This window comes from Agrobacterium sp. SUL3 (assembly GCF_001263295.1).
GTDB lineage: Bacteria > Pseudomonadota > Alphaproteobacteria > Rhizobiales > Rhizobiaceae > Agrobacterium > Agrobacterium tomkonis.
In genome coordinates, this window is sequence record NZ_KQ414500.1 from 73,209 (window position 1) to 99,264 (window position 26,056).

Sequence of the window (26,056 nt, forward strand, 5' to 3'; positions counted from 1 at the left end):
TGGTTCCATCGACTGAAATTAGCTATGGGGCAGGACGTGAATCAGTTCAGGGTCAAGAAGCGGCCGACGGGGGCAGTGGTTACGCTTGCCCGTCTTGGGCATCCGGATGTCGTTACGGCGACCGGCGGTGCACTTAAGGTGGTTACGGCGGCTTCAGAACCCGGTTTCAACCCGCTTGATCTTCTCTATTCGTCGCTCGCCGCCTGCCTGGCGCTCAGCGCCCGCATAGCAGCCAGCAGCATGGGGCTGCTTGACCGTTTCGAAAGGGTCACGGTGCATGTTTCCGGGCAAAAGGCGGACGAGGAGCCTTCGCGTATAATCCGTTTCGATATCCGCATCGCGATAGAGGGGGATTTTGATGGGCAGACACGCGCCGCAATCGCCCATGCTGCCGAGGATATCTGCACCGTCAGTAACACACTGAAGGGTGACGCTGAATTCGTGCTGTCGATTGCCGACTAATCATCAGGGCTTGCGGGACTTTTCCCATTTTTTCACCAGCCGGTCGCGCTTCAGCTTCGAAAGGCGTTTAAGCCAGAAAACGCCATCCAGCTGGTCGATTTCGTGCTGGATGCAGATGGCGTGAAATCCCTCGGCGGTCTGCCGATGCTCCGCGCCTGATATATCCTGAAACCTCACCTCGACCTCATCCGGCCGCTCCACCTCATCCGTGAAACCGGGCATGGAAACGCTGCCCTCTCCATGGCGCATGGTCTGGGTGGACCGGGCGATGATTTCAGGATTGATGTAGGTCAGGACGGTACCCGGCGTCAGCTCCAGCACGAAAACGCGTTGTTTTGTGCCGATATGGGCGGCGGTGATGCCGACACCGGGCGCGGCGCGCATGGTGTCGATCAGATCTGTCACCAGATCCTGCAGATGATCATCAAAAGCGGTGACCGGCGTGCAGATTTCGGACAGGCCGGGATGGGGATAGGGCAGGATCGGCCTGATTGCCAAGGGATGCTCCGTTCGTTTCAAATCCGGGAGGAGGACCCGGCCAACGCCTGTCCTTCCGCCGTTGCCTCCAGAAAACTGCGTTGCGTGCGGGCATCGCGTTTCGTTACCCGCACGAAGCGGGGCGACAGGGCAGCGATTTCGCGCAGAACGAGGGCATGCGCAAGCCCCAGCCTGTTGGCGATGCTGCGGCTATCAGTGGCAATATCGAGATGGATTGCCAGAAGGATTGCGGCGCCCGTGGCCGTCAGTTGCTGCGATTGCCCCCGAATCTGTTCCACCGCCGCCATGAAGGCGGCAGCGGATTGCTCTTCATCCATCAGGAGGCGTCCGGTCGCAGGCGGACGGAGACCAGCACCGATTTCGATGTTGGTGTGAAACTGCCATCACCATAACTTGACAGCGGCACCAGCACGTTGAGTTCCGGATAATAACCGCCAATGCTGCCCTGCGGGATATTATAGGGCACCAGCCGGAAATTTTCAGCAACGCGCTCCACGCCGTCGCCATATTCGCCGATGACGTCCACACGCTGGCGGGAGTGGGCACTGAGCGTTTCCATGTCCTTCGGGTTCATGAAGATAACGTGGCGTTCGCCATAAACGCCGCGATAGCGATCATCCATGCCGTAGATGGTGGTGTTGTACTGATCGTGGCTACGGAATGTCTGCAGCACGAAGAGGTCATCGCGCGTCAGCGCCTGCTGATGTTCGGTCTGTTCGGGCAGCGGGCCGCTATAGAAGGTCGCCTTGTTCGTCGGCGTGTTCCATTCCCGTTCAGACGCCGTGTTGCGCAGATGAAAACCGCGCGGCACGCGGACGCGTTCGTTGAAATTGTCGAAACCGGGAATGACCCGCTCGATCATGTCGCGGATGAGGTCGTAATCATCGGCGAGCGCCTTCCAGTCCACATGGACATTGCCGAGGGTTGCCTGGGCAATGCCGGCGACGATGGCGACTTCGGAACGCAGTTCGTCCGAAGCGGGCGGATTGATGCCGCCGGAGCCGTGTACCATGCTCATGGAATCTTCGACGGTGACGATCTGCGGACGGCCCGACGAATTCAGATCGATTTCTGTTCGGCCGAGACAGGGCAGTACGAAGGAGGTTTCGCCCGGCACCAGATGCGAATGGTTGAGCTTGGTAGCGATATTGACCGTCAGCTTCTGCTTTTCGAAAGCCTTGACGATCAGCGGGCTGTCGGGTGTCGCCCGCATGAAATTGCCGCCGAGCGCGATAAAGGTCTGAGCCTCGCCATCCAGCATGGCAGCCACGGCCTCGACGGTGTTGTGGCCGGGCTGGCGCGGCATGGGAACGCCGAGTTCTTTCTCCAGCGCATCGAGAAGCGCAGGCGGCGCTTTTTCGTCAATGCCGACGGTACGGTCTCCCTGCACGTTGGAATGGCCGCGCACCGGGCAAAGGCCAGCGCCGGGACGGCCGATATTGCCGCGCAGCATCATGAAGTTGGTGATTTCCCGCACGATGATGACGGAGTGCCGATGCTGGGTGACACCCATGGCCCATGTGGCGATGACGGAACCGGCATTCATGTAGATGCGCGCCGCTTCCTCGATTTCGGCGCGGGTGAGGCCCGACTGATCGAGAATGGTTTCCCAGCTTGTCGCGTCCACGGCAGCACGGTAGGCCTCTAACTCCACCGTATGTTCGGCGATGAAATCGTAATCGATGATGGCGGGTTCACCCGCAGTCCTTGCGGCATCGTCGGCGGCGAAGACCGCCTTGCTCATGCCGCGGACCGCCGCCATGTCGCCGCCCTGACGCGGCTGATAATAGTTGGTGGCGATCCTGGTGTTGCTGCCGGTGATCATCTCGATCTTGTCCTGCGGATCGGCAAAACGCTCCAGACCTTTTTCGCGAATGGGATTGAGGACAGCAATCCTCGCACCGCGAAGGGCTGCCCGGCGCAGATCACCCAGCATGCGGGGGTGGTTGGTGCCGGGGTTCTGGCCGATGACGAAAATCGCATCCGCCTGCTCGAAATCCTCAAGCAGCACCGTGCCCTTGCCGACACCGATCGAGGCTTTCAGGCCAACGCCGCTTGCCTCGTGGCACATGTTGGAACAGTCGGGGAAATTGTTGGTGCCGAAAAGCCGCACCATCAATTGATAGATGAAAGCGGCCTCGTTGGATGCACGGCCGGATGTATAGAATTCCGCCCTGTTCGGATTGTCTAGGCTGTTGAGAATCCGGCCGATTTCGGCAAAGGCGTCGTCCCACGAGACAGGCAGATATTTGTCGGTTGCCCGGTCATAACGCATGGGATGGGTGAGGCGGCCCTGTTTTTCCAGCTCGTAGTCAGACCAGCCGCGCAGCTCGGAGACTGTGCGGGTAGCGAAAAAATCCGGCGGCACGCGCGCTTCCGTTGCTTCCCATGCAACCGCCTTGACGCCGTTTTCGCAGAATTCGAAGGAAGACCCGTGTTCGGGATCGCCCCATGCGCAACCCGGGCAATCGAAACCATCAGGCTGGTTCGCCTTCAACAGCGCACGGGCGCCGGAAAGCGGCGCACCGGACTCCATAAGCCGTTTGCCCACGCTTTTCAGCGCGCCCCAGCCGCCTGCGGCCGAAGATGCCTTGCCGATGAAATCCGTCTTGCTCATTGCTGTGTTTTTCCTGAAATCTGCGTGATCGGCCATGTGGTGAATGAGGCCGATCATATGTAAAAAAGCTTCTTCAGAATCGCCTTTAGGCGACATATGTCAATCTTTAACTTGCCGGTTTCTGCGGAACAGTCGGGCGTTGCGGGGCGTTGTGCGAAGTGCGGCGCCGGGCCTGTCGGATGCGTCACCATGGGTACGGCGCTTCTGGATTGTTGTCTCGCGAAAGGGTGGTTCATGACATTTTCGTCGCAGTTGCGAGGCTTGTTGTTTTCCGCCTATCCGGTTGTTGACAATGTGCTTTTTAACGCCATTCTGCCTGCGCATTCGTGCACTGCGGCATTTCGAGAATAGGGGGACGCCAGATGACAGACCGTGACGACGATCTTGCCGCTCCCGAAGAGTTGAGGCCGACAGAAGCACCCTCCGACATCTATGCCGAGGACGGGTCCGTCCGTTCGGATTTTCTGGCTATGGTGGGTGCAGCGATCGCCGATCGCGACCTCTTGTTCCTGCGCAAGAATGTGGCGCGGCTGCATGAGTCCGAACTCGGCGACGTGCTGGAATCCATTCTGCCCGAACAGCGCCACGCGCTCGTGCGGCTTCTCGGTTCCGATTTCGACATGACGGCGCTGACCGAGGTGGATGAAGGCATCCGCCTCGATATCGTTGACCAGATGTCGAACGAGCAGATCGCCGCCGGTATCGGCGAGCTGGATTCGGACGACGCCGTTTATATTCTAGAAGATCTCGACGACGAGGATCGCGAGGATATTCTCTCGCAGCTGCCGTTCACAGAACGCGTGCGGCTGATGCGGGCGCTGGACTATCCGGAAAGCTCGGCCGGTCGCCGCATGCAGACGGAATTCGTCGCCGTGCCGCCGTTCTGGACCGTGGGCCAGACCATCGATTATCTGCGCGAGGAGGAGGAACTGCCTGACTCCTTCACGCAGATATTCGTCATCGATCCCACTTTCAAATTGGTCGGTGCGCTCGATCTCGACAAGGTGCTGCGGGCCAAGCGTCAGGTGAAGATCGAAACGATCATGCACGAGACCAACCACTCCATTCCGGCGGAAATGGATCAGGAAGAGGCAGCGCAGGTATTCGAGCAATACGACCTTCTCTCCGCCGCCGTGGTTGACAATAACGGCCGACTGGTCGGCGTTCTCACCATCGATGACGTGGTCGACGTCATCCAGGAAGAAGCCGAAGAGGATTTGCTGCGCCTTGGCGGTGTGGGTGACGAAGAACTGTCGGACAGTATCGCCAGCACTTCGCGCTCACGCGTACCCTGGCTTGCCGTCAATCTTCTCACCGCTTTTTTGTCTGCCTCCGTTATCAGCCTATTCGATGCGACCATCCAGCAAATCATCGCGCTGGCGGTTCTGATGCCGGCGGTTGCCGGCATGGGCGGCAATGCCGGATCGCAGACCATGACCGTGTCCGTGCGCGCGCTGGCGACCAAAAGCCTCGATATTCACAATGCTGCCCGCATCATCCGGCGCGAGGCGGGCGTTGGCATTCTGAACGGCCTGCTGTTCGGCTGCGCCATTGGCATCGTTGCCGGAATCTGGTTTCAGGATATCCATATTGGTGGCATCATCGCCACGGCCATGTGTCTCAACATGCTGGCGGCGGCGCTGGCCGGCATTCTCATTCCGCTGGTTCTGGACAAGTTCGGGGCCGATCCTGCTGTCTCTTCGGCGGTGTTCGTGACTGCGGTGACCGATATTGTCGGCTTTTTCGCCTTTCTGGGCATTGCGACCTGGTGGTATGGTATTTCCGGGTAGGCAGCCGGCGAAAATTGACTTTTACGTGAAGGTCAAATAATATTATCCGGTGATGAATCGGATAGGCCCTTGGACAAGTATTATAGCATAACTGAACTGACACGCGAATTCGGTGTTTCAACCCGCACCTTGCGTTTTTACGAGGATGAGGGCCTCATTCACCCCGAGCGCCGCGGTCGCACACGGCTTTTCAGGGCCGCTGACCGTCGTCTCATTCAGGAAATCCTGCGCGGCCGCCGTATCGGTTTTACGATCGCCGAAATTCGCGAGATCATTCACGTCTACAAGGAGCCGCCGGGCGAATCGGGTCAGCTTGTGCTGCTGATGAAGAAGGTAGACGAAAAGCGCGCCGACCTGCGGCAAAAACGCAAGGACATCGAGGAGACACTGGCGGAACTCGACAATGTCGAAGAGGCCTGTCTGACGCGGCTTGCCGAAATCGGCGTCGGGACTTGAGCGAAATTTGGGGCGATATTCGCGCTGGGTTATCGTTTAAGAATTAATATGTCTCCTCCGTCATCCTCGGGCTTGACCCACTGCTGTCCGGTTTAAATTTCCGCGCAAGCTGCATTACCCTTGAAGTCGTTGGTGAAGGGCGAACATTCACTCAACGTCATCCTCGGCCCTGTGCCGAGGATCTAACCACGTTGAATAAAATCAATACGTTGGCAGATCCTCGGGACAGGCCCGAGGATGACGTCGGCGCAATTGGCATGACTTTCCTTCCTATCGGACGACGCCGAGTACAGATGGGAGCGCTCGAAAACGTGGGCTCGGTTTGGCCCACTCGTACCTACTGCGCCTCAACCGTACACTGCTGCGCCAATTCGCTGACCTTCGTCTGCTGATCGGCGCTGAGCTTGCCTTCCATCATGATGTCAAACAGGCTTTCCGCCTGCAGTTTCTCCAGCGTGCAGCCGCAGAAACGTTGGCACAGTTCCACCCCATTCGCCTGTTCGACGCAGCTTTTTTCGCAGCTGGATTTGTAAAGCTCCACCTGATCAACGGGAGGAGGCGGAGCCACAACCGACAGGACATAAACGAGGCCGATCAGCACCGGTTGGTGAATGAGGTAAAAGGCCAGGCTGTGCCGGCCGGCGCTGGCGACCAGATTGCGTGGTGAGCTGGGGTTGCGAAAACGATCCAGCCAGCCGCGAGGGGTGACGAATTGCGAAACGCCAAGTCCGGCAAGGAATGGCGCGAGCCAGGGCAGCAACGGCACATAGTCGTTGGAGCGGGGGGGCATGGTGGAAAAGCCGATCCAGGCCAGCCATTTCGCGTTGAAGAGGTCGGATTGCAGATATTGCGGCAACGCCAAGGCGATCACCGCAAAAAGCAGCGTCACGAGTGCCGGCGCGCGCAGGAACAGCAGCCCGACGAGACTAGCAACGGCGATATTGTGCAGGATGCCGAAGAAGATGAAGCTGTCGGGAAAGGCGAAATAGGTGGCGGCGGTAATCAGCAGCGCCGAGCCTGCCACCATGGCGAAACGCTTTCCGAAGGACGGCCAGTTCAGGCCTTTGCCATGGGCGAGAAACAGGCTGAAACCGGCCAGAAACAGGAACGAGGTGGCGATGGCGCGGGCATAAAGTTTCCACAGGCCCGTCGTTGCCGTGCCGGTTTCGAGATAGCCGAAATATTCCAGGTTCCACGTGAAGTGGTAGGATGCCATGGCGAGAAGCGCCAGCCCGCGCAGGGTATCAAGACCGCCTATGCGGCCCCTGCGACTGGTTTCGGTGACGGCTACGTTTGTGTCCATGTTTTCCGCTTTTCATGAGACCGGTATTCATTCGGGCTTGGCCCTTGAAGTGCGGCTATTTCAAGGCCGGTTGTCTTCCATGATGGCGCGACGCGCCTCGGAAAAGAACTGTCGGCGCAAGAGCGCCACGATGATGATGACGGTGCTGGCAATGAAGACATAGGGGCTGATGAACCAGCCGAGATAACCGATGGACAGAAAGATCGTCCGCAGGCCGTCATTGAAGTTCTTAGCAGCGATGATGTTCATCTTTATGACATTTTCGGCGGCACGCTCGGCCGCCTCGCGGTCCGCACCGGCATCGTGGACCATGGGAATGGCACCGAACAGGATCGTGCAATAGTTGAACAGGCGGTAGGACCAGCCGAATTTGAAGAAGGAATAACCGAACAGGCAGGTCAGCCCGATGACCTTCAGTTCGAAGGCCGTGCGCCCGGAATAATGCACGAAAGGCATGTCGCGAAACACCGATTCGACCTGTTCGGTGGCGCCCAGCAGAGCGAAACAGCCGCCGATGGCGAAGATGGAGGTGGAGGCGAAGAAGGCCGTGCCGTTCTGCAGACCGGCCATGATCTGCGTATCGATCATCTTCAGGTCGCGTTTGAGCGAATTCATGATCCAGTCCCTACGGCGCCCGGCCATGGCCTGATTGAGGCTGGTTCGCGAAAACAGCGTTCTTCCCGTTGTGACATGTGTATAGGTAGCCCACAACAGGATGAAAACGACGATCGATATGTAGTCCATGATGGTCATCACGGCAGGCCACCTTGCTGTTTGCGAATCTTCGAAAGCATATTGATTTGAAGGCTATGGCAAGGCAATGGCGACGGCCTCGGTGAGCAAATATTCTCACCGCGCGTTGCCGTGTCATCATCTCGTTTTCTGCTAACCTTCCGGTAACCATGTGGCTTTATCAATCGCTCTCGCGGACGACAGGTCTGCCGGTTCCGGGTCAGGTTTTGCGTACCGGTTCCGCCTTATATCCTGACACTATCTCCGGCAGATTGACAGGATGGCCGTTCGCACCTAGCCTTGCTTGAAGGACCGGTGTTTCCGGCATCCGGAGTTGCCACGGCTTTGATATGTCCCGCATCGTGCGGACAGGTTTTGACGTCTCCGGTCCGGTATCAGCGGCAGTCCGGCATGAACAACCGGGGGACGCCTTTTTCTACGAATCGTTCCCTTCATGGCCGCCTGTCTCTGGCTTGCACCATTGCAAAGACGCCGGTCCGTTGCATTTTCCTCATTCAGGTTTCCGATGACAGATAAAAACCGCTCCGTTTTCATTCTTGGCGGCGCGCGCTCCGGCAAGTCGCGTTTTGCGGAAGATCTTGCGGTAAATGCCGGCGGAAGCCTGCATTATCTGGCCACCGGCAGGCCATGGGATGAGGAGATGCGTGACCGCATCGGCCATCATCAGGCGCGGCGTGGCGGCGAGTGGACGACCCATGAAGCGCCGGTCGACATAGTCTCGGTGCTCGCGCGCCTCGACCGGCCGGAGAATGTCGTCCTCATCGACTGCCTGACATTATGGCTCACCAATCTTATGATGGAAAATGCCGATATCGAGGCCGCCTTTGACGTTTTGGCGGCGGCAATCGCATCGGCCAAAACGAAGCTGATTCTCGTGTCCAACGAGGTCGGTCTTGGCATCGTGCCGGAAAACCGCATGGCGCGTGAATTCCGCGATCATGCCGGCCGGCTGCACCAGCGTATCGCGGCCATTGCCGACGACGTCTTTTTCGTCGCTGCCGGGTTGCCCCTGAAGATGAAGGGCTGAAGCGACACCTGCAAAAGCAGGCTCGCCATCACCACGCATTTTTTGCCCTTACGCAAATTTCCCTCATAAAGCCGCGCCCTGTTTTGCCGGGGCTGCGACAGCTTTGCTTTCTTGATCTGGATCAAGGTGGCGTTGCCCTGCCGGTGGCAATGCTCCAACCGACGCAAAGGCATGTTTCCGCTCTCCCAGGCGCACAACCTGCCTTTCGTCGGTCGGCTTGCACGTTGGGGGAAACCAACAATGAACTACACGTTAGAAACCGCGATCGTGGCCCTCGGGGCCTTTCTCGCGTTGCTTGGGGCAGCCTTTGCCCATGACAGTCTTTTCGCCGCCCATATGTGGGTGCTGTTCTTTACACTGCTGGTCAGCACGGTGCTTCTGTTGCGCCGTGTCTCCTTCGCGCCTGTCGATCCGGCCGCGCTCGCCCGCCGCAAGTCGGAATATTTCGATGAGGTGGTGAAATACGGCGTCATCGCCACGGTATTCTGGGGTGTCGTCGGTTTTCTGGTCGGGGTTGTGGTGGCGCTTCAGCTTGCCTTTCCCGATCTCAACATCGCACCCTATTTCAATTTCGGCCGCATGCGGCCGCTGCACACATCGGCGGTGATCTTCGCTTTCGGCGGAAATGCGCTGATCGCCACGTCCTTCTATGTTGTGCAGAGAACCTGTCGGGCGCGCCTCTTTGGCGGCAATCTCGGCTGGTTCGTGTTCTGGGGTTATAACCTCTTCATCATCATGGCAGCCACCGGTTACCTGCTGGGCATCACCCAGGGTCGCGAATATGCCGAACCGGAATGGTATGTCGATATCTGGCTGACCATCGTCTGGGTCGCCTATCTCGTTACCTTCCTCGGCACGATCTTCATGCGCAAGGAGCCGCATATCTATGTGGCGAACTGGTTCTATCTCGGCTTCATCGTCACCATCGCCATGTTGCACATCGTCAATAATCTGGCGGTGCCCGTGTCGTTCCTGGGCGTCAAAAGCTATTCGGCGTTCTCGGGCGTGCAGGATGCGCTGACGCAATGGTGGTACGGCCATAACGCCGTCGGCTTCTTCCTGACCGCCGGCTTCCTCGGCATGATGTATTATTTCATTCCCAAGCAGGTGAACCGCCCGGTCTATTCCTACCGCCTGTCGATCATCCACTTCTGGGCGCTGATCTTCATGTATATCTGGGCCGGCCCGCACCATCTGCACTATACCGCGCTGCCCGACTGGGCACAGACGCTCGGCATGGTGTTCTCGGTGATGCTGTGGATGCCTTCGTGGGGCGGCATGATCAACGGCCTGATGACGCTTTCGGGCGCATGGGACAAGATCCGCACAGATCCCGTCGTGCGCATGATGGTGATGGCGGTTGCCTTCTACGGCATGGCGACCTTCGAAGGTCCGATGATGTCGATCAAGGCCGTCAACTCGCTCAGCCACTATACCGACTGGACCATCGGCCATGTTCATTCCGGCGCGCTTGGCTGGAACGGTATGATCACCTTCGGCGCGATCTATTACCTGACGCCGAAACTCTGGGGCAGGGACCGTCTCTACAGCCTGCAACTGGTCAACTGGCACTTCTGGCTCGCCACGCTCGGTATCGTCGTCTACGCCGCCGTCATGTGGGTGGCCGGCATCCAGCAGGCTCTGATGTGGCGCGAATATGATAGCCAGGGCTTCCTCGTTTATTCCTTCGCGGAATCGGTCGCGGCACTGTTCCCCTATTACGTGATGCGTGCACTGGGCGGTCTGATGTTCCTCAGCGGCGCGCTGATCATGGCCTACAACGTCACGATGACCATCCTCGGTCATCAACGCGAGGAGGGCGCCCGCAAGGACGCGGCTCCTTCGCTGCAGCCTGCTGAATAAGGAGAGGCCGATGTCCATACTTGACAAACACGGCGTCATCGAACGCAACGCCACGCTGCTGCTGGTCGGCTCCCTGCTGGTCGTCTCCATCGGCGGTATCGTGGAAATCGCCCCGCTCTTTTATCTCGAAAACACCATCGAGAAGGTCGAGGGCATGCGACCCTACACTCCGTTGGAACTGGCCGGGCGCAACATCTACATCCGCGAGGGATGTTACGTCTGCCACAGCCAGATGATCCGGCCGTTCCGCGACGAGGTAGAGCGTTACGGGCATTACAGCCTGGCGGCGGAATCCATGTATGACCACCCATTCCAGTGGGGTTCAAAGCGCACGGGGCCAGACCTCGCGCGTGTCGGCGATCGTTATTCGAACGAATGGCACGTGCAGCATCTGGCCGATCCGCGCTCGGTCGTGCCGGAATCGATCATGCCGTCCTATGCGTTCCTGAAGACGACGTCGCTGAAGATCACAGATGTTTCGATGGAGCTGAAGGCCAACCGTGCCGTCGGCGTGCCCTATAGCGACGAGATGATCGAGAAATCCGCAGCTGACCTGGCCGCCCAGGCGGACCCGAATGCGGATTCGTCGGAACTTCTGGCGCGTTACCCCAAGGCCAAGGTGGGTGATTTCGACGGCGATCCGGCCAAGCTTACCGAAATGGATGCTCTGGTCGCCTATCTGCAGATGCTCGGTACGCTGGTCGATTTCTCGACCTATGACGATGCCGCCGGATACCGGTGAGGAGGCAAAACGATGGAAACCTACACGGCCATGCGCCACTTCGCCGACAGCTGGGGCCTGCTTGCCATGACCCTGTTCTTCGCCGGCGTCGTCGTTTTTACCCTTCGCCCCGGCTCGAAAAAGGCCGCGGACGATGCCGCCAGCATTCCGCTTAGGGAGGACTAAGATATGTCCGAAAAACACATTGATGACATCAGCGGCGTCGAAACCACCGGCCATGAATGGGACGGTATCCGCGAGCTGAACAATCCCATGCCGCGCTGGTGGGTCTGGACCTTTTATTTCACGATCCTCTGGGCGATCGGCTATACCATCGCCTATCCGGCTTACCCGCTGATATCAGGCGCAACGAAAGGGTTGCTCGGCTGGAGCAGCCGCGGCGAAATCGCAGCCGAAATTGCCGATGCGAAACAGGCGCAGAGCGTCTATGTCGACAAGATTGCGAACTCGTCGCTCGCCGAAATTCAGGCCGATCCGACCCTGATGCAATTTGCGCTTTCCGGCGGTGCTGCCGCTTTCAAGGTCAATTGCATTCAGTGTCACGGTTCGGGTGCGGAAGGCGGGCAAGGTTATCCCAACCTCAACGATGATGACTGGATGTGGGGCGGCAGTGCCGACGATATCTACACGACGGTGAAGCACGGCATCCGTTTTGCCGATGATCCTGATACGCGCGCTTCGGAAATGCCGGCCTTCGGCGATATCCTCCAGTCGAACGAAATCCGCGAGGTCGCCGCCTATGTCGTCAGCCTTACCGGTACGCCATCCAACCCGGCGCTGGTGGAGCCAGGCAAGCAGCTCTTTGCCGACAATTGCGCCTCGTGCCACGGGGAAGACGCCAAGGGTAATCGCGAATTCGGTGCGCCCAATCTCGCCGACGCGATCTGGCTGAAGTCGCATGGGGAGGAGGGGATCGTCTCGCAGATCCGTTCGCCGAAGCATGGCGTCATGCCCGCCTGGGGTGAGCGTCTCGGTGATACGACCGTCAAGCAGCTGGCGATCTTCGTACATTCGCTTGGTGGGGGCGAATGAGGCAAGTTGAATGCAAAGAAGGGCGCCGGAAGGCGCCCTTTTTTATTGTTCAGATCAGGCGTTTTCCGCCCGTCCATCCGGATATTCGGCTGGTCCCTTCAACTCGATCTTGTTGCCGAAGGGATCGCGGAAATAGAACGAATGTCCCATTCCTCTCGCGCCGCCGTGAAAGGCTTCCTGTTCTATCGTGACGTTAAATTTCGCCAGATGTGCGCGAAGCGCATCATGGTTCAGAGGACCGGTCGCTATGCAGATGTGATCGACATTACGTCCTCCGGCGATGGGCGGAGCAGCCTTTGTGCCACCGGGGTGCGTGACATCCCACAGCACGATCAAGGCATTTCCGCACCAGACTTGTTCCATCCCGAGAGCAGGGTAAGAGTAACCATCCCTACACCCCAGCACGTTCCGGTAAAAATCGAGCGCCCGCGTCATGTCGTCGACGATGAAAACGATATGATCGATACCGACCAACGAAAAAGGCGGCGTTGTCAAAGTCATGGCGGGCTCCTGCCGATCAGTTTTTCGACCAGACGGCCAGTTCGTATCCATCCGGATCGGTGAAATGGAAACGCCGGCCGCCGGGAAAGGCGAAGATCGCGAGGCTGATCTGTCCGCCGGCGGCTTCGACGCGCCGCTGCACATCTTCGATATCGGCGGCGTAGAGAATAACGAGCGGTCCGCCCTTGGCTGAAACCGGCGCGGTGGTGGTAAAGCCGCCCGTCAGGCGGCCGTCGGAAAACTCGCAATATTGTGGGCCGTAATCCTTGAAGGACCAGCCGAATGCGCCGCCGTAAAATTCCTTGCTGCGCTCGATATCGGCGACGTTGAATTCGACATAATCGATGCGTCGGTCATTGGTATTCTCTGTCATCATTTACTCCATCAATCCGCTTCAAGCAGCGATTTCAGCGTTTCGAGATCGGCCGTGATCGCCTTGGCGTCCTCTTCGAAATCCTCGTCGGTCATGCCGTCAAGCCGAAGCAGCGTGAAGCTCACTTCCGCGCCGCTGCCATTCGGCGTTACCCGAAGCGCGTTATAGACCTTCAGCCCGTCAGGTAATGTGACGACATGGTCTATGACGCCGAATTCGTTGGTGGGGGCGAAATTGACGCGCACTTCACCGAGCGGGCCGCCATCGGCGATCCAGTCGTTGCCATCCGGCTTCAGCCCGCCGCCAAGACCTGCCGCCCATCGCGGCATGTTCCGCGGGTCTGAGGCGAAACCATAGACCTGGGCCCATGGCTTTTCGACTGACAGGTGAATGATTCTCGACTGCATGACAGGCATCTCGTCCTCCCTCTGCGGCGCATGCCTCCGGCTGCGCCACTTTGTCGTCACTTGATGTAAGTCAAGGATGTTTCCCCGGGGAGATGGGAGAAAGCAAGGAGATAAAAATGGACTCCTATCATGAACATCTATCGCGCCGGACAGGATCGCCCGCAACAGCCCGTCGAAAGGCTGGAGGCGGAAGCCGTCAATTCCGCAAAAACGCGCAAACCGCTTTACGAAGCGCGCAAGAAGATTTTTCCGAAGCGCGCAGAGGGCAGGTTCCGGCGGTTCAAATGGCTGGTGATGCTGGTCACGCTCGGCATATATTATCTGACGCCTTTCCTGCGCTGGGACCGCGGTCCCTATGCACCCGATCAGGCGGTATTGATCGATATCGCCAACCGCCGCTTTTATTTCTTCTTCATCGAAATCTGGCCGCAGGAGTTCTTTTTTGTTGCCGGCCTGCTGGTCATGGCGGGACTGGGGCTGTTTCTTGTCACATCAGCCGTTGGGCGCGCATGGTGCGGTTATACCTGTCCGCAGACCGTCTGGGTCGACCTGTTTCTGGTGGTCGAACGGGCGATAGAGGGTGACAGGAACGCCCGCATGAAACTGGATGCGGCGCCCTTCACATTTGGCAAATTGCGCAAGCGGGTGCTGAAACATGCGATCTGGCTGGTGATCGGCGTTCTGACCGGCGGCGCCTGGATTTTCTATTTTGCCGATGCGCCGACGCTGGCGATGCAGTTCATGACCGGGCAGGCGCCGATGATCGCCTACTCGACCGTCGCCACGCTGACCGCCACCACCTATGTCTTCGGCGGGCTGATGCGGGAACAGGTATGCACCTATATGTGTCCCTGGCCGCGCATCCAGGCGGCGATGCTGGATGAGAATTCGCTTGTCGTCACCTATAATGACTGGCGCGGCGAACCGCGCTCGCGGCACGCCAAGAAGGCTGCGGCAGCTGGGGAGAGCATCGGCGATTGTGTCGATTGCAACGCCTGCGTCGCGGTCTGTCCCATGGGCATCGACATCAGGGACGGGCAGCAGCTGGAATGCATCACCTGCGCGCTCTGCATCGATGCCTGCGATGGGGTGATGGACAAGATCGGCAAGCCGCGCGGGCTGATCGCCTATGCGACGCTGTCTGAATATCAGTCCAACATGGCGCTGGCGACCGGCAATGGCGAATACGCCATCCGTCCCACCAATGTGCGTGAGGAGGACGGCAGCTTCAGCAAGCGTATCCGCCACTTCAACTGGCGCATCATCTTCCGGCCGCGCACGCTGCTTTATACGGCCATCTGGGCAGCTGTCGGCATCGGCATGCTGTTTGCGCTGGTGACGCGCGAGCGGCTGGCGCTGAATGTCCTGCACGACCGCAATCCGCAATATGTGCTGGAATCGAACGGTTCGATCCGTAACGGCTATACCGTCCGCATTCTCAACATGGTGCCGCAGCCACGCATAATGAGCCTGACGATAGAAGGCCTTCCGAATGCGGCGATGAAGATAAATGGCATGCCGGATACGGCCGCGCGCGCCTTCGAGGTGACGGTGGAGCCGGATGAGGCGACGACGCTGAAGGTCTTCGTCACCCTGCCGGGCAAGGATGTCGCGCGAGAGGCGGAAAATTTCGAATTCATCGTCAGCGATACGGGCGGCCACGAAACGGCCCGTTACGATGCGGTCTTCAATGCTCCGGGAGTGAAAAAATGACAGTGAACAATCGGCAGACATCCGGCTTCGTTTTCACCGGCTGGCACATGCTCGGCGTCATGGTGCTGTTCTTCGGCACCATCATCACCGTCAACATGATCATGGCCTGGAATGCGGTCAACAGCTGGAGCGGGCTCGTCGTGCCCAATACCTATGTCGCCAGCCAGCAGTTCAATGCCAAGGCGGAAGCCGCCAAGGCACGGGCTGCAACCGGCATCAAGGGCAGGCTGGTGGTGGATGAAAAGACCGTGCGTTACGAGGTTTTCCATCCGGATAAAGGCCCCGTCGATACGGATACGGTGACGGCCCATTTTCGCCGGCCTGTCGGTGAAAGCCAGAATTTCGACATGGAACTGACCCCGGCCGCCACCGGCGTCTTTACCGGCGCGCATGACATGCTGCCGGGGCAATGGATCGTCGAGGTTACGGCTGTCAAGGACGGCCGGATCATCGTGCATGAGGGAACGCGGATCGCCGTTATCAGGGGACGTAAATGAGCTGCTGTGCACCAGGAACGGAAGGCTCGCTTCAACTCGGCGAGCCGGTCAATCCACCATCGTCAGAGGAATTGCTGCTGGCGAGCCGCGATCTGGGGCAGGGGCTGCGGCAAACCGATCTCAGCGTGCCGGGTGTCTATTGCGGCGCCTGCATCACCACCATCGAGACAGCGCTTGCCCGTCTGCGCCAAGTGGAGCGGGCGCGGGTGAACCTGTCGTCCAAACGTGTGGCGGTTGTCTGGAAAGAAGAGGTCGATGGCGTCAGGACCGATCCCGCCGACATCGCCCGTGCAATCCTGTCGACGGGATACCACACACATCTTTTCGCCAGCGGGCAGGATGCTTCGGACGCGTTGCGCTCGCAGCTGATAAGGGCAGTGGCGCTGTGCGGCTTTGCCTCCGCCAATATCATGCTTTTGTCGGTCTCGGTCTGGTCGGGGGCGGATGCGGCCACGCGCGACATGTTCCACTGGATTTCGGCGATGATCGCCGCGCCGGCGCTGATTTATGGCGGGCGCTTCTTCTATCAATCGGCCTGGAACGCGCTGAAACACGGCCGCACCAATATGGATGTTCCGATCGCGCTTGCCATCACGCTCTCCTATGCCGTTTCCCTGTGGGAGACGATCCATCACGGCGAACATGCCTGGTTCGACGCGACCGTATCGCTGCTGTTCTTCCTGCTGATCGGCCGCACGCTGGACCATATCATGCGCGACAAGGCGCGCTCAGCCATTGCCGGACTGGCCCGGCTGTCACCGCGCGACGCGACCGTCATCGGTGAGGATGGAACGCGGGAATACCGCCAGCTTGCCGATGTCCAACCCGGAATGTCGATAGCGATTGCGGTCGGGGACCGTGTGGCGGTGGACGCCGTGGTCGTCTCCGGCAGCAGCGATCTCGATATGTCCATCGTTAATGGTGAAAGCGCACCGCGCCGCGTTGCGGCAGGCGACAGCCTGCAGGCCGGCACGCTCAACCTCACCGGTTCGCTGACCGCCCGGGTAACCGCCTCGGCCAGGGATTCCTTCCTGTCGGAAGTGATCGGATTGATGGAGGCGGCGGAAGGCGGGCGGGCGCGTTACCGCCGTATCGCCGACCGGGCCGCAAGCTATTATTCACCCGTGGTGCATCTTCTTGCGCTGGTGACGTTTCTCGGCTGGGGCATCTTCGGCGGCGACTGGAAACAGGCGATGCTGATCGCAATCGCGGTTCTCATCATCACCTGCCCCTGTGCGCTTGGCCTTGCCGTTCCCGTTGTGCAGGTGGTGGCCGCTGGAAGGCTTTTCCGGCACGGCATCATGGTCAAGGAAGGCTCGGCCATGGAGCGACTGGCCGAAATCGACACCGTGCTGTTCGACAAGACCGGCACCCTGACCGTTGGAAAACCCCGACTTGTCGAAACCGGCGACGTGAAGCCCGCCACGATGGCGATTGCGGCGGGCCTCGCCGCCCATTCTCGCCATCCTCTCTCGAAAGCCCTGCATGCCGCCTATAATGGTGCCTTGCCGGCCTATGAGACGGTACGGGAAATTCCGGGCTCGGGTGTCGAGGCGGAGACGGAAGCTGGCACTTACCGGCTTGGCAATCGCCGTTTCGCCTGCCCGGATGAGGCACGGACCGACAATGGCGATGCGCGCTCGGAGGTGGTGCTGTCCCTCGATGGCCATCACCTGGCGAGCTTCGGATTCGAGGATAATCCGCGCGCAGGTGCGGTGGCGGCATTGCGCAACCTGTCTGCGCGGGGCCTTGTGCGGGAAATCGTTTCGGGTGATCGGGCCGCCGCCGTCAGCGCCATGGCGCAGCGGCTGGGGATCGGCAACTGGCGTGCGGACCTTTCGCCGAAGGACAAGGCGGCGCGCTGCACGGAGCTTGCCGGCGAGGGTCGCAGGGTGCTGATGGTGGGAGACGGCATCAACGACGCGCCGGCGCTTGCCGCAGCGCATGTGTCCATGGCGCCCGCCACCGCCGCCGATATCGGCCGGCAGGCCGCCGATTTCGTGTTCATGCAGGAGGATCTCGATGCCGTGCCTTTTGCGATCGAGACATCGCAGCGGGCCGGAAGGCTCATCCGGCAGAATTTCGTTCTCGCCATCGGCTATAATATCATCGCCGTGCCGATTGCGATCGCCGGTTATGCAACGCCGATGATCGCGGCCATTGCCATGTCGACATCGTCATTGATCGTCGTTGCCAATGCATTGCGTCTTGCCGGTGCGGCTGAAACCGTCCGTCCCCGGAACGAGGTAAAAACAGGATTTGCGGGCGAGGGGGCGCAACTGGCATGAACATGCTGATCTATCTCATTCCCGTCGCGCTGTTTCTGGGTGCGCTCGGGCTTTTCGCCTTCCTCTGGTCGGTTCGATCAGGGCAGTATGACGATATGGACGGGGCCGCCTGGCGGGTAATCGACGATGGTGATGACCGGCCACGACCCTCTTGAAGGGGTAGCAAAAGGTCAGTTTTGAACTGGCCTTGACCTGTCGCAAATATGCAAAGCTGATTTGCGTCATCAAAATTTAATCGTTTCAGTCGCGCCTAGCCTTGCCGTTTGGTGATTACAGTGCCACAACACGACCACCTAAAAGCAAGATGGAGGCACATCCGTGGAACAGGCAGAAATCGGTTTGATCGGTCTCGGCGTCATGGGCTCGAACCTGGCGTTGAACATCGCGGAAAAGGGCAACAAGATTGCCGTATTCAACCGAACCCCGGAAGTTACACGAAAATTCTACGCTGATGCGGGCGACCTGCAGAGCCAGATCATTCCCTGCGAAACCATCGAGGAATTCGTCGCCGCCATTCGTCCCCCACGTCCGATCATCATCATGATCAAGGCCGGCGATCCCGTCGACCAGCAGATGGAAATCCTGAAACCGCATCTCGCCAACGGCGACATCATGATCGACGCCGGCAATGCCAATTTCCGCGATACGATCCGCCGTTTCGACAATCTGAAGGATAGCGGCCTGACCTTTATCGGCATGGGCGTTTCCGGCGGTGAAGAAGGCGCGCGTCACGGACCGTCGATCATGGTCGGCGGCACCGAAGACAGCTGGAAGCGTGTCGAGAAGGTGCTGACCTCCATTTCCGCCAAGTATAATGACGATCCGTGCGTGGCATGGCTCGGCAATGACGGCGCCGGCCACTTCGTCAAGACCATCCACAACGGTATCGAATATGCCGACATGCAGATGATCGCCGAAATCTACGGCATCCTGCGTGACGGCCTTGGCATGAGCGCCGTCGAAATCGCCGATGTCTTCGCCGAGTGGAACAAGGGCCGCCTGAATTCCTACCTGATCGAAATCACCGAGAAGGTTCTGCGCGCCGCCGATCCGATCACCGGCAAGCCGATGGTCGATCTGATCCTCGACAAGGCCGGTCAGAAGGGCACCGGCAAGTGGTCGGTCATCGAGGCGCAGAACATGGGCGTCGCCGCAACCGCCATCGAGGCGGCCGTGGCTGCCCGTATCCTGTCGTCGCAGAAGGACGAGCGCGAGGCTGCCGAGAAGATCTTCGGCCTGCCTACCCTTGCAGCGGCACCCGCCGACAAAAAAGCCTTCATCGCCGATCTGGAAAGCGCGCTTCTGGCCGCCAAGGTGGGTGCTTACGCGCAGGGCTTCGCCATCATGTCGGCGGCTTCGAAGGAGTTCAACTGGAACCTGCCGATGCCGACGATTGCCCGCATCTGGCGCGCCGGTTGCATCATCCGCTCGGAATTCCTCGATGAGATCACTTCGGCCTTCACCAAGGACCCGCATGTGGCCAACCTCATCGTGACGCCGGCCTTCTCCGCTATCGTCAAGGATACCGATGCACCGCTGCGCCGTGTGGTTTCCTACGCCGTCCTTTCTGGCCTGCCGGTTTCGGCACTGGCTTCGGCACTCGGCTACTTCGATGCCTATCGCCGCGGCCGCGGCAGCGCAAACCTCATTCAGGCGCAGCGCGACTTCTTCGGCGCGCATGGTTTCGAACGCACCGACGGTGTGGACAAGCCGCATGGCCCATGGGGCAGCGGCGCCGACATTTTCTGATCGGCTGCAACGATAAACAGCAAAAGGCCCGCGCAAGCGGGCCTTTTTCATTTCGATTACTGGTTCAACTCAGCGGGCGGCGGCGAGGCCGACGATCAGGCCGCTGACGGCATTGATAAGCAGGAACTGGTTGTCGACGCGTACCCAGCGCTGATCACGGCGCGGTTCTGCGAGGCGGTAACGGCGGTAGTCACGGCGGTCCACCATGTTGCGACGCTCACGGGCCGAGAGGCGCTGGCCGCGATCCCAGCGTTGCTTCTTGACGATGACCTTCTTGGTGGTGACCTGACGCTCGACGGTAACGCCGCGATGGCGATCGTCGTGGCGGCTTTGGGCCTGAGCCATCGGAGCTGCAAGAACGGTGGCTGCCAGAAGAATGGTGACGAACTTTTTCATGGAAGTTTCCTCTCGGGTTTCGATGAGAAGAACTTACGAATAAACGAATGAACGGAAACTGAATTTAAAATTACATTTATGTAATGGTTCTTAACGGTTAGAGGCGAAAGTTAATCTTTTGTTTTGAGGTTTTTTCTGCTTGCTGAGGCAAACGGGCCGCCCGGCATAACCGGGCGGCCACGTCCTTATCAGACGCGTTCGGCGGATTTTGCCCAGAGGTTGATATCCGCATCCCTGGCGTAACGATCGATTTCCACAAGCTCTTCAGCCGTGAAATCCGCCTTGTCGAGTGCCTTCACGCAATCCTCGACCTGTTCGACACGGCTTGCGCCGATGAGCGCCGAGGTGATGCGGCCGCCGCGCAGAACCCAGGCAATCGCCATCTGCGCCAGCGTCTGGCCGCGGCGCTCGGCAATGCTGTTGAGGGAGCGGATGTTCTCGACATTGCGCTCGTTGAGGAAAGCCGGGTTGAGCGACTTGCTCTGCGATGCACGGCTGCCATCAGGCACGCCGCCGAGATATTTGGTCGTCAGCATGCCCTGCGCCAGCGGCGAGAAGACGATGGAGCCGATGCCCAGTTCTTCCAGCGTATCAACGAGACCGTCTTCCTCGATCCAGCGGTTGATCATCGAATAGCTGGGCTGGTGGATGATGCAGGGCGTGCCGAGGTTTTTCAGGATCGCGGCGGCCTCACGGGTGCGCTTCGAGTTGTAGGACGAGATGCCGACATAAAGCGCCTTGCCGGAGCGCACGATCTGGTCCAGCGCGCCGCAGGTTTCCTCAAGCGGCGTATTGGGGTCGAAACGGTGGGAGTAGAAGATATCGACGTAATCCAGACCCATGCGCTTCAGGCTCTGGTCGCAGGAGGCGATTACGTATTTGCGGCTGCCCCATTCGCCATAGGGGCCGGGCCACATGTTATAACCGGCCTTGGAGGAGATGATCATCTCGTCGCGATAGCCGGCAAAATCGGTCCTCAGGATTTCGCCGAAGGCGGTTTCGGCGCTGCCGGGCGGCGGGCCGTAATTATTGGCGAGATCGAAATGGGTAATGCCGAGATCGAAGGCACGGCGGCAAATGGCCTGTTTCGTCTGGTGCGGCGTGTCGTTGCCGAAATTGTGCCAGAGCCCCAGCGAAATCGCCGGCAGTTTCAGGCCGGTCTTTCCGCAATGATTATATTTCATGGACGCGTATCGGTTTTCGGCCGGTTGCCAAACCATGGGTCTTCCTCCACTTGCTGATGACTGGCTGCCGGAGAACCCGGCAACCCTTTGAACCGATGAGGGCAGGCGCGAGACCACCTGCCATTCCTGGAGCACGTCCTGCTTAAACGGAATCGCTCGACGTGCTCTACCTTTTCTGTTTTTACGCATTTTCCGGACGTAAAACCGCCGCGCACTTTTACTGGAAATGCTCAAAGAGGGATGGTTATGCCTTTCTCCGCATGGTTTCAATGCGAGGATTGGCAGGTATGAAGATCGAAGACGCGGAAATGCGGCTGCCCGCTTCCCGCCTTCGGGGTGAAGATGATACGGCGCGTTTCGCCGGCGGCGAGATCGAAGAGATTATCCGAATAACGCCCGGGCTGATCGGCTTCCAGCATGACGAAGAGTGCGAGGCCTGTTGCCGTGACATCGATCTCGAACTGGCCGTTTTTCAGCGTGCTGACCGAGAAAGTCAGTCCGGCGGGCTGAAGCTCCAGCGACTTGTAGGTATCGCGCACATGGTGGCCTTCGCCGGTCATGCCATTGGAGGCGATGAAGCTCCAGGCAAGGATTGCACCTTCAGGCAGGCTGTCCATGTCGATTTCGGTCAAAATTGCAGCCCTGTCCGTCGCGCAGGTGCCGTTTGCGGATTTCAGTGGCACGCGGTTGCCGTCCATGGTCAGCGCAACGATGTTCATGTCGATCTCGATGTCTTCCGCCGTGTCGTTGACCATGGAGAAGCTCACCTGTCGTCCATCCTCGGAGGGAATGGCCGAGACCGTGACCGGCTGGAAGAAACGGCGGGCGGCATAATGCAGCGCCTTCCAGCCGCCGCCATAATCGAGGCTCGACCATGAGGCGACCGGCCAGGTGTCGTTGAGCTGCCAGTAGAGCGTGCCCATGCAATGGGGCTTGAGCGACCGCCAGTAATCGACGGCCGTGCGGATGGCCAGCGCCTGCTGGACCTGGCTCAGATAGACGAAATTTTCGAAATCCTTCGGGAAGCGGAAGTAGCGGAACATGGTGCCGGCGATGCGCTCGTTGCCACCGACATTCTTCTGGTGCAGCTCGATCACCGGGGAGGCGATGTTCATGTCCTTGTCTTCCGCATAGCTGCGGATGACGGGCATCGACGTATAGGATTGGAAACCGAATTCGGAGCAGAAGCGCGGCTTGACCGCGCGATAATTGTCGAACGACTTGTTCTCGTGCCAGACTGACCAGTAATGCATGTCGCCGGAACCATCCGCATGCCATGCGTCGCCATAATCGAGATAACCCGAGGCTGGGCTTGAAGGCCACCAAAGTGCTTCGGGGGCGGCTTTTTTCAGCGCCCTTTCGATGGTGCGGTTCAGGCGGTCATATGCGACGAGATAACGGTCGCGATTGTTGCGGGATTCGTCGAACCAGGTCAGCGCGCCCACCAGTTCGTTGTCGCCGCACCAGAGCGCTATCGACGGGTGCGAGGAGAGGCGTTTCACCTGATAGTCGACCTCGTGTTCGACATTGTCGAGGAAGTCCTCGCTGCAGGGATAGAGATTGCAGGCGAACATGAAATCCTGCCAGACCAGCAGGCCGAGACGGTCGCAGAGATCGTAGAACCAGTCTTCCTCATAAAATCCGCCGCCCCAGACGCGGATCATGTTCATATTGGCCTCGACCGCAGAGCAGAGAAGGTCTTCGGTCTTTTCCCGGCTGGTCAGCGAATAGAGTGCATCTGCTGGAATCCAGTTGGCGCCGCGGCTGAAGATTTCCCGGCCATTGATGCGGAAGGCGAAGCGGCTGCCCGCTTCATCCTTATCCGTCAGAAGCTCGATGGTCCTGAAGCCGATCTGGCGGGTAACGGTCTCGTCAGGCAGTTCCACGGTCAGCCTATACAGCGCTTGTTCACCACTGCCGGCCGGCCACCAGAGTTGTGGATTTTCCACGAAGAAGACGTGGCGGACCACCGTTTCGCCCGCACTGACGCCGCAATCGAGCCGCAGCCTTTCATCGTTGAGGGAGAGGTAGACCGGCAGGCTTGCCGGGCCTTCGGCAAACAGCGTGATGGCCACATGCAGCTCAACCCCGCCTTCGATATGGTGCTGCGAGGTGACGACATGCTCGATGCGGGCCGTATCGAGGCGCTTCAGCAGGATTTTGCCGTAAAGGCCGAGCGGCGCTATGGCGATGTTCCAGTCCCAGCCGAAATGGCATTGCGGCTTGCGCAGCATGTTGCCATTGGCGATCGGCGAATTGCCGGGGTGATAGGGAATATAAAAGGGCTGCCGCGCCTGCCGCTCTGCACCGGCCGCGATGTTGGAATGGAAATGGATGCGGATGGTGTTCTCACCGGGCCGCACGGCGCGCGAAATATCGGGGCGGTAACGGCGGAAGCAATTGTCGGCGCTCAGGACCGGGACATCGTTGACGAAGACGATGGCGACGGTGTCGAGGTAATCGATATCGAGATACCAGCTGGCATCCGCCTCATCGAGGATGAATGTGCGCTCAATGATCCAGTCCTGCTGCGCCACCCATTGCACCGCGTTTTCATTGGCACCGTGGTAGGGATCGGGAATGATCCCGGCATTTTTGAGCGCTGTATGAATATCTCCCGGAACGGAAAGCTCGGTCGCATGGTCTCCTTCCGCCGAACTCAGGCGCCAGAGCCCGGCCAGATCGATGGTGGTTTCGGGCGTGGAGGAAGAGATCATGATCGGACCCTGCATAATATGAATTCAACGAAGACGGCCCGGCATTATGAAGCAGGCTTGTGTCGGAATCTGGGGGAACTGATGCCGGCAAAACGGCTTTTGCCGGTTCGCTCCACGTCACGATCTTCTCCCTTCGGCAACGTTACCGTAAAACAAACGTGCCGTCATGCCCTTGATTGCTGACTTGTGGGGGTAAAAGTGTCCGTCATCAGCATTACGCGGTCAAGAAGTGGTATTGTTTTAATATTCTGATATTTTTAATATATATATCAATTAATTGTGTTTATTTTTTAATTTGAAGAATTAATTTTGGTATGTTTCGAATGCCTGGGTTTCGTGGCTGCAGGAGCGGTCTTCTGGGCGGATTTATTTTCTGCACCTGCATCGTTATAGCTGAATTGAGGCATGACAGGATGAGGCCGAACCACGAGAGGGGACGTTTGCCTTTGCAACAGCGCAAAAGCTATCTATGATTATCGTTCGGTAAAGCGTGGCGAAATGACATGAACGATACTGGTAAATCCGGCGGGGGCGAAGCACCCGCGACGACGGGCGAGCGTCCGACCTTGAAGACCATCGCCTATATGACGGGTCTTGGCATCACCACCGTTTCGCGTGCGTTGAAGGATGCGCCTGATATCGGCGCCGAGACCAAGGAGCGCGTGCGGCTGATCGCCCGGCAGATCGGCTACCAGCCGAACCGCGCTGGCGTGCGGCTTCGCACCGGCAAGACCAATGTCATAGCACTGGTGCTGAGTGTCGACGAAGAACTGATGGGTTTCACCAGCCAGATGGTGTTCGGCATCACCGAGGTTCTATCCACCACGCAATATCACCTCGTCGTTACGCCGCATATCCACGCCAAGGATTCCATGGTGCCGATCCGCTACATTCTCGAGACCGGCTCGGCGGATGGGGTCATCATTTCGAAGATCGAGCCGAACGATCCGCGCGTGCGTTTCATGACGGAGCGTAATATGCCCTTCGTCACCCATGGGCGTTCGGATATGGGCATCGAACATGCCTTTCACGATTTCGACAATGAGGCCTATGCCTATGAGGCAGTTGAGCGGCTGGCGCAGTGCGGGCGCAAGAGGATCGCCGTCATCGTGCCGCCATCGCGGTTTTCATTCCACGACCATGCCCGCAAGGGATTCAACCGGGGGATCAGGGACTTCGGGCTTACCGAATTTCCCATCGATGCCGTCACCATAGAAACGCCGCTGGAAAAAATCCGCGATTTCGGCCAGAGGCTGATGCAATCGGATGACCGCCCCGACGGCATCGTGTCGATCAGCGGCAGCAGCACCATCGCGCTGGTGGCGGGCTTTGAAGCGGCGGGTGTGAAGATCGGCGAGGATATCGATATCGTCTCGAAACAGTCGGCCGAGTTCCTGAACTGGATCAAGCCGCAGATCCATACCGTCAACGAGGATATCAAGCTGGCGGGGAGGGAGCTTGCAAAAGCCCTTCTGGCGCGCATCAACGGCGCTCCGCCGGAAACCCTGCAGAGCGTCAGCGAGCCGGTCTGGTCTTCCATGGCGCCGAAGCCGTAAAGAGTAGCGTCGGAATCGATGCTTTGCACCCGACTGTGTTGCGGGTTGCCACTTACTCGCCGTCATGCCGGCCTCGAGCCGGCATCCAGCCAGCCCAAGTCCTTGGGCTGAAAGGAGTCTCCCCGTCGCGCG

General features: G+C 59.0%; 25 protein-coding genes. 14 read left to right on the forward strand and 11 right to left on the reverse strand.

The window, feature by feature from the left end; translation table 11 throughout:
- Positions 1–36 precede the first annotated feature (36 nt).
- Positions 37–462, forward strand: a complete 426-nt coding sequence (locus tag AKG12_RS07660) for an OsmC family protein (protein ID WP_052818596.1) — start codon at positions 37–39, stop codon at positions 460–462.
- 3 nt (positions 463–465) lie between these two features.
- Here the strand turns inward: AKG12_RS07660 and AKG12_RS07665 are convergent, their stop codons facing one another.
- Genes AKG12_RS07665 through AKG12_RS07675 form a run of 3 tightly spaced genes read right to left on the reverse strand, consistent with a single transcriptional unit; the run spans position 466 to position 3,577 of the window.
- On the reverse strand, positions 466–960 hold the full coding sequence (locus AKG12_RS07665) for a peptide deformylase (RefSeq protein WP_052818405.1): 495 nt from the start codon (positions 958–960) through the stop codon (positions 466–468).
- A gap of 17 nt (positions 961–977) precedes the next feature.
- Positions 978–1,277, reverse strand: coding sequence for a hypothetical protein (locus AKG12_RS07670; protein WP_046800105.1), 300 nt, complete (start codon positions 1,275–1,277; stop codon positions 978–980).
- Entirely contained in the window at positions 1,277–3,577 is a 2,301-nt protein-coding gene (locus tag AKG12_RS07675; RefSeq protein WP_052818597.1) for an FdhF/YdeP family oxidoreductase, read from the reverse strand. Before AKG12_RS07675 ends, AKG12_RS07670 begins: the two co-directional genes overlap by 1 nt.
- A gap of 362 nt (positions 3,578–3,939) precedes the next feature.
- Between AKG12_RS07675 and mgtE the strand changes: the two genes are divergently transcribed.
- On the forward strand, positions 3,940–5,367 hold the full coding sequence (gene mgtE / locus AKG12_RS07685) for a magnesium transporter (RefSeq protein ID WP_046800118.1): 1,428 nt from the start codon (positions 3,940–3,942) through the stop codon (positions 5,365–5,367).
- A gap of 69 nt (positions 5,368–5,436) precedes the next feature.
- Positions 5,437–5,823, forward strand: coding sequence for a MerR family transcriptional regulator (locus AKG12_RS07690; protein ID WP_046800119.1), 387 nt, complete (start codon positions 5,437–5,439; stop codon positions 5,821–5,823).
- Positions 5,824–6,160: 337 nt separating this feature from the next.
- On the opposite strand, the gene AKG12_RS07695 is transcribed toward AKG12_RS07690, so the two are convergent.
- A complete protein-coding gene (locus AKG12_RS07695) occupies positions 6,161–7,126 on the reverse strand; it encodes a heparan-alpha-glucosaminide N-acetyltransferase (RefSeq protein ID WP_052818407.1) in 966 nt (321 codons plus the stop codon).
- 60 nt (positions 7,127–7,186) lie between these two features.
- On the reverse strand, positions 7,187–7,879 hold the full coding sequence (locus AKG12_RS07700) for a DUF599 domain-containing protein (protein ID WP_052818408.1): 693 nt from the start codon (positions 7,877–7,879) through the stop codon (positions 7,187–7,189).
- Positions 7,880–8,384: 505 nt separating this feature from the next.
- Here AKG12_RS07700 and cobU point away from each other — a divergent pair.
- From cobU to ccoP, 5 genes are all read left to right on the forward strand, one after another.
- Positions 8,385–8,906, forward strand: coding sequence for a bifunctional adenosylcobinamide kinase/adenosylcobinamide-phosphate guanylyltransferase (gene cobU / locus AKG12_RS07705; protein WP_052818409.1), 522 nt, complete (start codon positions 8,385–8,387; stop codon positions 8,904–8,906).
- Positions 8,907–9,146: 240 nt separating this feature from the next.
- Positions 9,147–10,769: a cytochrome-c oxidase, cbb3-type subunit I gene (gene ccoN, locus AKG12_RS07710; RefSeq protein ID WP_052818410.1), complete on the forward strand. Its 1,623-nt coding sequence runs from the start codon at positions 9,147–9,149 to the stop codon at positions 10,767–10,769.
- Between the two features lie 10 nt (positions 10,770–10,779).
- Positions 10,780–11,511 carry a cytochrome-c oxidase, cbb3-type subunit II gene (gene ccoO, locus AKG12_RS07715; RefSeq protein WP_052818411.1) on the forward strand — a complete coding sequence of 244 codons (732 nt, stop codon included), beginning with the start codon at positions 10,780–10,782 and terminating at the stop codon, positions 11,509–11,511.
- Between the two features lie 12 nt (positions 11,512–11,523).
- Positions 11,524–11,676, forward strand: coding sequence for a CcoQ/FixQ family Cbb3-type cytochrome c oxidase assembly chaperone (locus tag AKG12_RS07720; protein ID WP_006316283.1), 153 nt, complete (start codon positions 11,524–11,526; stop codon positions 11,674–11,676).
- A 3-nt stretch (positions 11,677–11,679) separates the two neighbouring features.
- The gene (gene ccoP / locus AKG12_RS07725; protein ID WP_052818412.1) at positions 11,680–12,543 is read left to right on the forward strand and encodes a cytochrome-c oxidase, cbb3-type subunit III; all 864 of its coding nucleotides are present in this window, start codon (positions 11,680–11,682) and stop codon (positions 12,541–12,543) included.
- 54 nt (positions 12,544–12,597) lie between these two features.
- On the opposite strand, the gene AKG12_RS07730 is transcribed toward ccoP, so the two are convergent.
- From AKG12_RS07730 to AKG12_RS07740, 3 genes are read right to left on the reverse strand one after another with little or no spacing between them, the layout of a single operon-like run.
- The gene (locus AKG12_RS07730; RefSeq protein ID WP_052818413.1) at positions 12,598–13,044 is read right to left on the reverse strand and encodes a VOC family protein; all 447 of its coding nucleotides are present in this window, start codon (positions 13,042–13,044) and stop codon (positions 12,598–12,600) included.
- Between the two features lie 16 nt (positions 13,045–13,060).
- Positions 13,061–13,417, reverse strand: a complete 357-nt coding sequence (locus tag AKG12_RS07735; RefSeq protein ID WP_046800357.1) for a VOC family protein — start codon at positions 13,415–13,417, stop codon at positions 13,061–13,063.
- 11 nt (positions 13,418–13,428) lie between these two features.
- Positions 13,429–13,833: an SRPBCC family protein gene (locus tag AKG12_RS07740; protein ID WP_052818414.1), complete on the reverse strand. Its 405-nt coding sequence runs from the start codon at positions 13,831–13,833 to the stop codon at positions 13,429–13,431.
- Between the two features lie 120 nt (positions 13,834–13,953).
- On the opposite strand from AKG12_RS07740, the gene ccoG reads away from it, so the two are divergent.
- From ccoG to gnd, 5 genes are all read left to right on the forward strand, one after another.
- A complete protein-coding gene (ccoG, locus tag AKG12_RS07745) occupies positions 13,954–15,537 on the forward strand; it encodes a cytochrome c oxidase accessory protein CcoG (protein WP_052818415.1) in 1,584 nt (527 codons plus the stop codon).
- Positions 15,534–16,034 (forward strand): FixH family protein, encoded by a 501-nt coding sequence (locus AKG12_RS07750; RefSeq protein ID WP_052818416.1) that lies wholly within the window; start codon positions 15,534–15,536, stop codon positions 16,032–16,034. Before ccoG ends, AKG12_RS07750 begins: the two co-directional genes overlap by 4 nt.
- Entirely contained in the window at positions 16,031–18,322 is a 2,292-nt protein-coding gene (locus AKG12_RS07755; RefSeq protein WP_082178760.1) for a cation-translocating P-type ATPase, read from the forward strand. Before AKG12_RS07750 ends, AKG12_RS07755 begins: the two co-directional genes overlap by 4 nt.
- Positions 18,319–18,477, forward strand: a complete 159-nt coding sequence (ccoS, locus tag AKG12_RS07760; protein ID WP_035223387.1) for a cbb3-type cytochrome oxidase assembly protein CcoS — start codon at positions 18,319–18,321, stop codon at positions 18,475–18,477. The genes AKG12_RS07755 and ccoS overlap by 4 nt, the downstream gene beginning before the upstream one ends.
- A gap of 163 nt (positions 18,478–18,640) precedes the next feature.
- Positions 18,641–20,071, forward strand: coding sequence for an NADP-dependent phosphogluconate dehydrogenase (gnd, locus tag AKG12_RS07765; RefSeq protein ID WP_046800130.1), 1,431 nt, complete (start codon positions 18,641–18,643; stop codon positions 20,069–20,071).
- A 69-nt stretch (positions 20,072–20,140) separates the two neighbouring features.
- Here the strand turns inward: gnd and AKG12_RS07770 are convergent, their stop codons facing one another.
- From AKG12_RS07770 to AKG12_RS07780, 3 genes are all read right to left on the reverse strand, one after another.
- Complete coding sequence (locus AKG12_RS07770; protein ID WP_046800131.1) at positions 20,141–20,467, reverse strand: RcnB family protein; 327 nt, start codon at positions 20,465–20,467, stop codon at positions 20,141–20,143.
- A 188-nt stretch (positions 20,468–20,655) separates the two neighbouring features.
- Positions 20,656–21,687, reverse strand: coding sequence for an L-glyceraldehyde 3-phosphate reductase (mgrA, locus tag AKG12_RS07775; protein ID WP_052818417.1), 1,032 nt, complete (start codon positions 21,685–21,687; stop codon positions 20,656–20,658).
- Positions 21,688–21,917: 230 nt separating this feature from the next.
- Positions 21,918–24,383, reverse strand: a complete 2,466-nt coding sequence (locus AKG12_RS07780; protein ID WP_052818418.1) for a beta-mannosidase — start codon at positions 24,381–24,383, stop codon at positions 21,918–21,920.
- 488 nt (positions 24,384–24,871) lie between these two features.
- On the opposite strand from AKG12_RS07780, the gene AKG12_RS07785 reads away from it, so the two are divergent.
- Positions 24,872–25,924 carry a LacI family transcriptional regulator gene (locus AKG12_RS07785; RefSeq protein WP_052818419.1) on the forward strand — a complete coding sequence of 351 codons (1,053 nt, stop codon included), beginning with the start codon at positions 24,872–24,874 and terminating at the stop codon, positions 25,922–25,924.
- The last annotated feature ends 132 nt before the right edge of the window (positions 25,925–26,056 follow it).